This is a genomic window from Sphingosinicella sp. CPCC 101087 (assembly GCF_004151485.1).
In the GTDB taxonomy this organism is placed as follows: domain Bacteria; phylum Pseudomonadota; class Alphaproteobacteria; order Sphingomonadales; family Sphingomonadaceae; genus Allosphingosinicella.
On the sequence record NZ_SBFF01000009.1, the window covers coordinates 251,676 to 259,364 of the forward strand.

General features: G+C 66.4%; 6 protein-coding genes. 5 read left to right on the plus strand and 1 reads right to left on the minus strand.

All coding sequences use genetic code 11. The features are described from left to right. Window positions 1-324 precede the first annotated feature (324 nt). From EKM57_RS15700 to EKM57_RS15715, 4 genes are all read left to right on the plus strand, one after another. Window positions 325-777 carry an NAD(P)H-dependent oxidoreductase subunit E gene (locus EKM57_RS15700; protein ID WP_129793455.1) on the plus strand — a complete coding sequence of 151 codons (453 nt, stop codon included), beginning with the start codon at window positions 325-327 and terminating at the stop codon, window positions 775-777. Further along, the gene (locus tag EKM57_RS15705; protein ID WP_129793456.1) at window positions 774-2,327 is read left to right on the plus strand and encodes an NADH-ubiquinone oxidoreductase-F iron-sulfur binding region domain-containing protein; all 1,554 of its coding nucleotides are present in this window, start codon (window positions 774-776) and stop codon (window positions 2,325-2,327) included. The genes EKM57_RS15700 and EKM57_RS15705 overlap by 4 nt, the downstream gene beginning before the upstream one ends. A gap of 127 nt (window positions 2,328-2,454) precedes the next feature. After that, a complete protein-coding gene (fdhF, locus tag EKM57_RS15710; RefSeq protein WP_129793457.1) occupies window positions 2,455-5,295 on the plus strand; it encodes a formate dehydrogenase subunit alpha in 2,841 nt (946 codons plus the stop codon). Next, complete coding sequence (locus tag EKM57_RS15715; protein WP_243451075.1) at window positions 5,292-5,594, plus strand: formate dehydrogenase subunit delta; 303 nt, start codon at window positions 5,292-5,294, stop codon at window positions 5,592-5,594. The genes fdhF and EKM57_RS15715 overlap by 4 nt, the downstream gene beginning before the upstream one ends. Before the next feature lie 336 nt (window positions 5,595-5,930). Here EKM57_RS15715 and EKM57_RS15720 read toward each other — a convergent pair whose 3' ends face one another. Then, window positions 5,931-6,740: a flagellin gene (locus tag EKM57_RS15720; RefSeq protein ID WP_129793458.1), complete on the minus strand. Its 810-nt coding sequence runs from the start codon at window positions 6,738-6,740 to the stop codon at window positions 5,931-5,933. Window positions 6,741-7,035: 295 nt separating this feature from the next. On the opposite strand from EKM57_RS15720, the gene EKM57_RS15725 reads away from it, so the two are divergent. Continuing rightward, window positions 7,036-7,584: a type 1 glutamine amidotransferase domain-containing protein gene (locus EKM57_RS15725; RefSeq protein ID WP_129793459.1), complete on the plus strand. Its 549-nt coding sequence runs from the start codon at window positions 7,036-7,038 to the stop codon at window positions 7,582-7,584. Window positions 7,585-7,689 lie beyond the last annotated feature (105 nt).

Genomic DNA, 7,689 nt, shown 5'->3' on the forward strand with positions numbered 1-7,689 from the left:
GCGGTGATACGGATGTCATGATCGAGCGTCGGGTCAAATCGGTCCGCGCTTTCGAAGCAGGCCTCAACGTTCCGTTCGGGGTTCACGGCCATGCCGCCGACAAGCTCAACGTGACATGGCGTAGGCAACGCATGCCGGTGCGAGACGTGATCGCGCCGCTGCCGTCGGCGCCGTCGGCCGTGGCACGCGGGAGGCGGCAAGGAGAAGGGCGCTGTGCCGCGCTGCCTGATTAGAGCGCGCTCGCTGCAACCGGCGCTTGACGTTCGGGCGCAATGAGATTGTATGCTAAGCTAACAGTTTTCGCGGACGAGAGGCAGGCGTGAAGTGAGTGGCCAAGAGCTCTGGACGGTCGACGAGGCCGAGCAGATCATCCGCCGGCACGCGGGTAGAAAGGGCGCGCTTCTGCCGATCCTGAACGCCTTGCAGGCGGCGTTCGGACATGTGCCCGGCGGAGTCGTGCCGATCGTCGCCGAAGCGCTGAACCTGTCGCGCGCCGAGGTGCACGGCGTCGTCACTTTCTATCACGACCTAAAGACCGCCCCGGACGACCGGCCGGTGGTGAAACTGTGCCGCGCCGAAGCCTGCCAGGCGCGCGGCGTCGGCCGGATCGCACCCTTGCTCGAGGCCGACGAACGAATCCACGTCGAGACGGTCTACTGCCTGGGCCTTTGCGCCAGTGGCCCAGCGGCGATGGTCGGCGAGGCGGTGTTCGGTCGGCTCGACGACGCAGGCGCCCGACAGCTGATCGATGCGACGGCGCGGGAGGCCGTGCGATGAGGCTATTCGTCCCCGGCGACGCGGCGGCCTGCGCAGTCGGCGCAGATGCGGTCGCGGCCGCGCTCGAGCGAGAAGCCCGCGCACGCGGAATCGACGCGACGATCGTGCGCAACGGATCGCGCGGCCTGTTCGAGATGGAGCCCCTGATCGAGGCCGAGACCGAGCAGGGCCGCATCGGCTTCGCGCGCGTCAGGCCGGACGACGTCGCGGGAATATTCGACGCGATCGGGAATGAAGGCGATCATCCGAACGCCGTAGGCCTCGTCGAGGAAATCCCGTTCCTCAAGCGGCAGACGCGTCTCACCTTTGCCCGGTGCGGAATCACCGACCCGCAATCGATCGACGAATATCGCGCGCTCGGCGGCCTGAAGGGGCTGGAGCGGGCGATCGCGATCGGCCCGGCCCCGACGGTCGAGGAAGTGGTCGATTCCGGGCTGCGCGGCCGGGGCGGCGCCGGTTTCCCCACCGGCATCAAATGGCGCACGGCGGCGGGCGCCCCGGCAGCCCAGAAATATATCGTCTGCAACGCCGACGAGGGCGACAGCGGAACCTTCGCCGATCGGATGCTGATGGAAGGCGACCCCTTCCTGCTGATCGAAGGCATGGCGATCGCCGGCCTCGCCATCGGCGCAACCTATGGCTACATCTATATCCGCTCCGAATATCCGCACGCCATCCGGGCGATGAACCGGGCGATCGAGACAGCCCGGCGCCACGGTCTGCTCGGCCGCTCGCTGCTCGGATCGGCGCACGGTTTCGACATGGAAGTTCGGGTCGGCGCCGGCGCCTATGTCTGCGGCGAGGAGACTTCGTTGCTGGAGAGCATCGAAGGCCGACGCGGCGAGGTCCGCGCCAAGCCGCCCCTGCCGGCCTTGGTGGGGCTCTTCGGCCGGCCGACGATCATCAACAACGTGCTCAGCCTTGCCGCCGTGCCGTTCATCCTCGCCGAGGGCGCCAGGGCCTATGCCGATTTCGGCATGGGACGATCGCGCGGCACCATGCCGATCCAGCTCGCCGGCAACATCAAGAATGGCGGCCTGTTCGAGACGGCGTTCGGGATCACGCTGGGCGAACTGGTCGAGGAGATTGGGGGCGGGACGCTGTCGGGCCGACCGGTCCGCGCCGTCCAGGTAGGGGGTCCGCTCGGCGCCTATTTCCCGCCATCCATGTTCCATCTGCCTTTCGATTACGAGGCGTTCGCCGAGGCGGACGGACTGATCGGCCATGCCGGAATCGTGGTGTTCGACGACAGCGTCGACATGGCGAGAATGGCCCGCTTCGCGATGGAGTTCTGCGCCGCCGAGAGTTGCGGCAAGTGCACGCCTTGCAGGATCGGCTCGGTCCGCGGGATCGAGGTACTGGACCGTGTCATCGCCGGCCGGGAGGTCGACGCCAATCTCGCGCTCGTCGCTGACCTTTGCGAAACGATGAAATTCGGATCGCTGTGCGCCCTTGGGGGTTTTACCCCTTATCCGGTCATGTCCGCGCTCAAGCACTTTCCCGAAGATTTCCTGCGCGGACGCGCGCGGGAAGTGGAGCCGGCGACATGATGCCCACCGCAAGCCTGCCGCCGTTCCGGCCGCGACCCGTATCTTCGAGCGCGGCCCGTGCACATCGCCGCCGTCCCCGGATGGCGGATCCTGAGATCCGGCCGCACGCCGGCATGGAGAGAATGCCATGACCCTCATCGTCGAAGCCGACCACGGCACGCCCCCATCGCCGGCGACGGAGACAGTAACGCTCACGATCGACGGCAAGCCGGTGACCGTGCCGGCCGGCACGTCGATCATGCGAGCGGCCAGCCTGGCCGGAACGGACATTCCCAAGCTTTGTGCGACGGATACGCTCAAGGCGTTCGGATCGTGCCGTGTCTGCCTGGTCGAGATCGACGGTCGGGGCGGCACGCCCGCCTCCTGCACCACGCCGGTCGCGGAAGGCATGGCCGTTCGAACGCGCTCGGAGCGGGTCGACCGGCTGCGCCGCGGGGTGATGGAGCTCTATTTGTCCGACCATCCCGAGACCTGCCGCCATGACGCGGCCGGTGGCGATTGCGAACTTCACGACCTGGCCGATGCGGTCGGCCTCGCCGAGGTTCGCTACGTCCGCAACGGCCAGCACCATCAGGGCGCGCCCATCGACGAATCCAATCCCTATTTCCTGTTCGACCCTGCCAAGTGCATCGTCTGCTCGCGCTGCGTGCGCGCCTGCGACGAGATCCAGGGCACGTTTGCCCTGACGATCAGCGGCCGCGGCTTCGACAGCCACGTCTCTGCGAGCCAGGAGCAGTCCTTCCTTTCCAGCGAGTGCGTTTCGTGCGGCGCCTGCGTTCAGGCCTGCCCCACGTCCAGCCTTGTCGAGAAGAAGATCTTCGAGGTGGGCGCCCCCGAGCACAGCAAGATCACCACCTGCGGCTATTGCGGCGTCGGCTGCACATTCAGGGCCGAGATGAAGGGCGAGGAAGTCGTGCGCATGGTGCCGTGGAAAGACGGCAAGGCCAATCGGGGCCACAGCTGCGTCAAGGGCCGCTTCGCCTGGGGCTATGCCACCCATCGCGAGCGGATTCTGAAGCCGATGATCCGCGCCTCGATCGACCAGCCCTGGCGCGAGGTGAGCTGGGAGGAGGCGATTGCCCACACGGCATCCGAGTTCCAACGGATCCAGAGCCAATATGGCCACCGATCGGTCGGCGGAATTACGTCGTCGCGCTGCACCAACGAGGAGACGTTCCTCGTCCAGAAGCTGGTGCGGGCGGGATTCGGCAACAACAATGTCGATACCTGCGCGCGCGTCTGCCATTCGCCGACCGGCTATGGCCTCAAAACGACATTCGGCACCTCGGCCGGCACGCAGGATTTCGATTCGGTCGACGAATCCGACGTCATCGTCATCATCGGCGCCAATCCGACCGACGGCCATCCGGTCTTCGCCAGCCGAATGAAGCAGCGGCTGCGCCAGGGCGCCAGGCTGATCGTGATCGATCCGCGGCGGACCGACATCGTGCGCACGCCGCATGTAGAGGCCGATCATCATCTGCCGCTGAGGCCCGGCACCAACGTCGCCCTGCTGACCGCGATGGCGCATGTGATCGTCACCGAAGGCCTGGTCGACGAAGCCTTCGTGCGCGAACGGTGCGATTGGGAAGAATTTGCCGAATGGGCGGAGTTCGTCGCCAGGACCGAACATTCGCCCGAGGCGACCGAGCCCTATACCGGCGTTCAGGCCGGAAACGTGCGGGCCGCAGCACGGCTCTACGCGACGGGCGGCAAGGCGGCCATCTATTACGGCCTGGGCGTCACCGAGCACAGCCAGGGCACGACGACGGTGATGGCGATCGCCAACCTGGCCATGGCGACCGGCAATATCGGCCGGCGCGGCGTCGGCGTGAATCCGCTGCGCGGGCAGAACAACGTCCAGGGCGCATGCGACATGGGGAGTTTTCCCCACGAGCTCAGCGGCTATCGCCACGTCTCCGACCCGGCGGCGCGAGAGCTGTTCGAGCGCCTGTGGGGCCGCCCGATCGACCATGAGCCGGGCCTCAGAATTCCGAACATGCTCGACGCGGCGGTCGACGGCGTATTCAAGGGCCTCTACATCCAGGGCGAGGACATCCTCCAATCCGATCCCAATACGCGGCACGTCGCCGCCGGGCTCGCAGCGATGGAATGCGTGGTCGTCCACGACCTTTTCCTCAACGAAACGGCGAACTACGCCCACGTTTTCCTGCCGGGCTCGACCTTCCTGGAGAAGGACGGCACCTTCACCAACGCCGAGCGGCGGATACAGCCCGTGCGCAAGGTGATGGAGCCGAAGAACGGCTATGCCGACTGGGAGATCACCCAATTGCTCGCCAATGCCATGGGCCTGGGCTGGACATATAGCCATGCGTCCCAGATCATGGACGAGATCGCGGCGGTGACTCCGACCTTCAGCGGGGTTTCGTTCGAGCGGCTCGACCAGCTCGGCTCGATCCAGTGGCCTTGCGACGAAAAGGCGCCGGAAGGCACGCCGATCATGCATCTGGATCATTTCGTCCGCGGCAAGGGCAAATTCGTCCTCACCGAATATGTGCCGACGGACGAGCGAACCGGACCGCGCTACCCGCTGCTGCTGACGACCGGGCGGATCCTCAGCCAGTATAATGTCGGAGCCCAGACACGGCGGACCGCGAACAGCCTGTGGCACGAGGAGGATCGCCTCGAAATCCATCCCCACGACGCGGAGAATCGCGGCATCCGCGAAGGCGACTGGGTGAAGCTCGCCAGCCGCGCCGGCGAGACGACCCTGCGCGCGACGATCACCGAGCGGGTGGCGCCGGGCGTCGTCTACACGACCTTCCACCACCCGATGACCCAGGCGAACGTCGTAACGACCGAATATTCGGACTGGGCGACGAACTGCCCCGAATATAAGGTCACGGCGGTGCAGGTCAGCCCGTCGAACGGCCCGACCGAATGGCAGGAGGCCTATGAGGCGCAGGCCGCGCAGAGCCGGCGCATCGCCGCGGAGGCCGCCGAGTGAGCGGCCAAACGACCGAGCGCTTGATCTACATGGCGAACCAGATCGCCCGCGAGTTCGTGAACCAGCGGCCGCACGAAGCCGTCGACGCCACTTGGGACCATCTGTGGCATTTCTGGGACCCGCGCATGCGCGCGATGATCCTCGCGCATCTCGACGCCGGCGGAGAAGGACTGAGCGACGTCGCCAAGGCGGCAGTGGCCAAGCTGCGAGACGACGCCGAGCCCGAGCCGCAGACCAAGGCGACCGAGTTCAATCGCGCCGGAGAATCGGAGCCCGACCTGATGTCGGACGCAGGCTAGCAGGCGCCCCCCGGGAATGTCCGGGAGCCGGCCTGACCGAACGTTCACTCGGCTGAACCCGGCGGGCAGCCGCATGCGGACGCATGCCTCTCGGCGCTGCATCATGTTCGTGAGTTGGGCCGGCCCGCGCGATGCGCGGCTGCATGAGGCAGGATAGCGCGGGGACGGGCCATGCGGCGCGACGCGACGAGCCCGCCCCTCCGGCGCCCGCAATGGCGTGCCGGCGGAGCGGGTCCGAGCGAAGTGGGGAAAGAGCGGCTCCGGAGGGAGCGGTTCGAAGCCGATCGGGGAAGGCCGATGCGATCGTGCACCGGCCCTCCGATCGTCGTCCGTCGGTTAGCGGAGCAGGTTCAGGACGTCCTGCTTGCTCTGGTTGGCCTGGGCCAACATTGCCGTGGAAGCCTGGCTCAGGATCTGTGCCTTGGCGAGGTTGGTCGATTCGGCCGCGAAATCGGCATCCTCGATGCGCGACCGGGAATCCGACAGGTTGGTGACCGTGTTGGAAAGCGCATTCACCACCGATTCGAGACGGCTCTGGCTGGCACCGAGCGAGGCTCGCGTCGTGGCGATGGCATCCAGCGCGGTGTCGACGTCGCCGAGAGCCGTGTTGGCGCCGGTCGCGGTCGACACGTCGGAGGCCGTGGCGGCCGAGACGTCGAAGCCGAGTATGGTGAGGTCCACCTGCTCGCCGGCATCGGCGCCGGTCTGGATCGACAAGCTGATGTCGGTCGTGGCGAACAAGGTGACGCCGTTGAACTTGGCCGTGGAGATGATGTCGTCGACCTGATCACCCAACTCGGCCACCTCGGCCTGCAGGTTGGCGCGGTCGTCGTCGGAATAGGTGCCGCTCGCGCTCTGCACCGCCAGTTCGCGGATGCGCTGCAGCATGTTGGTGACCTCGTTGAGGGCGCCTTCGGCGGTCTGCGCCAGCGAGATGCCGTCATTGGCGTTGCGGATCGCCTGGTTCATGCCGCGGATGTCCGAGGTCATGGACGAGGCGATGGCGAGGCCGGCGGCGTCGTCCTTCGCGGAGTTGATGCGCTTGCCGGTCGACAGGCGCTCCATGGCGGTCTGCAAGGCCTGGTTGGCAACCCGGCTGCCGTTCTGCGCGCGGAGCGCAGCGGTATTCGTGTTGATGACGGTCATGTTCGTTCCCCAATCTAACCCGAACAACCGGGCTCGAAGCCAGGCGATGGCTCCACGATCATGGGGTTAATTCGATGAGGTTAAAAATCCGGTAACGACAAATAACGGCTGCGAGCGCAATTTCTTTAGCCACGTTCGACCCATCTTTGGGGAAGGCAACGTCCGGACAGGGATTGGCAGGTTGTGTCCTCGCGCCGACGACCTCGCTTCCACTTCGACGATGCGATCCGACGCGCCGGCCGGAACGTCGCCGCCGCGCCGATGGTTGAATCGCCATCCAGACAAGGAGGTAGAGATGACGGCCATTGCCGAAGCGAAGATATTGATCATCGCAACCGACGGATTCGAAGATTCGGAGCTGCTCGAGCCGCGTCGGCGGCTGCTCGAGGCGGGGGCCGATGTCGTCCTCGCTTCGCCCGAGCGGCGGGAGATCGAGGGTGACAAAGGCGCGACGATTGCGGCCGATTCCGCCCTGAACGACATCGACATTCGCGAATTCGACTCGCTGCTGCTGCCCGGAGGCACCAAGAATCCCGACAAGCTGAGGACCGATCCGAAGGTGGTCGAGACGGTCCGGGCCTTCGTCGAGGCGGACAAGCCGGTCGGAGCGATCTGCCACGCCCCGTGGCTCCTCGTCGAAGCGGACGTTCTGCGCGGGCGGACGGTGACCGGATGGCCGTCGATCAGGACAGACCTCCGCAATGCCGGCGCCAACGTGGTGGACGAGGAGGCGGTCGTCGACGGCAACTTCGTTACCAGCCGCAAACCCGAAGACATTCCTGCCTTCACCGATGCGTTCATTCGCCTGGTGGAGAAAGCGGAAGCGCTGCGCGAGAAGGCCTGAACGCCGCAGAGCGTCGCTCGCCGAAAAAGAAGCGGCGCCCGGGGAGCCCCGGGCGCCGCGCCTTTCGCTTGTGCCGATGTCAGAGGACGACGTCGGCGGTGATGA

Excerpts from the sequence above, each read along its gene's own strand:
- EKM57_RS15705 (WP_129793456.1), top strand. The coding sequence starts at position 774 with ATGAGGCTATTCGTCCCCGGCGACGCGGCGGCCTGCGCAGTCGGCGCA.
- EKM57_RS15720 (WP_129793458.1), bottom strand. The coding sequence starts at position 6,740 with ATGACCGTCATCAACACGAATACCGCTGCGCTCCGCGCGCAGAACGGC.
- fdhF (WP_129793457.1), top strand. The coding sequence starts at position 2,455 with ATGACCCTCATCGTCGAAGCCGACCACGGCACGCCCCCATCGCCGGCG.
- EKM57_RS15725 (WP_129793459.1), top strand. The coding sequence starts at position 7,036 with ATGACGGCCATTGCCGAAGCGAAGATATTGATCATCGCAACCGACGGA.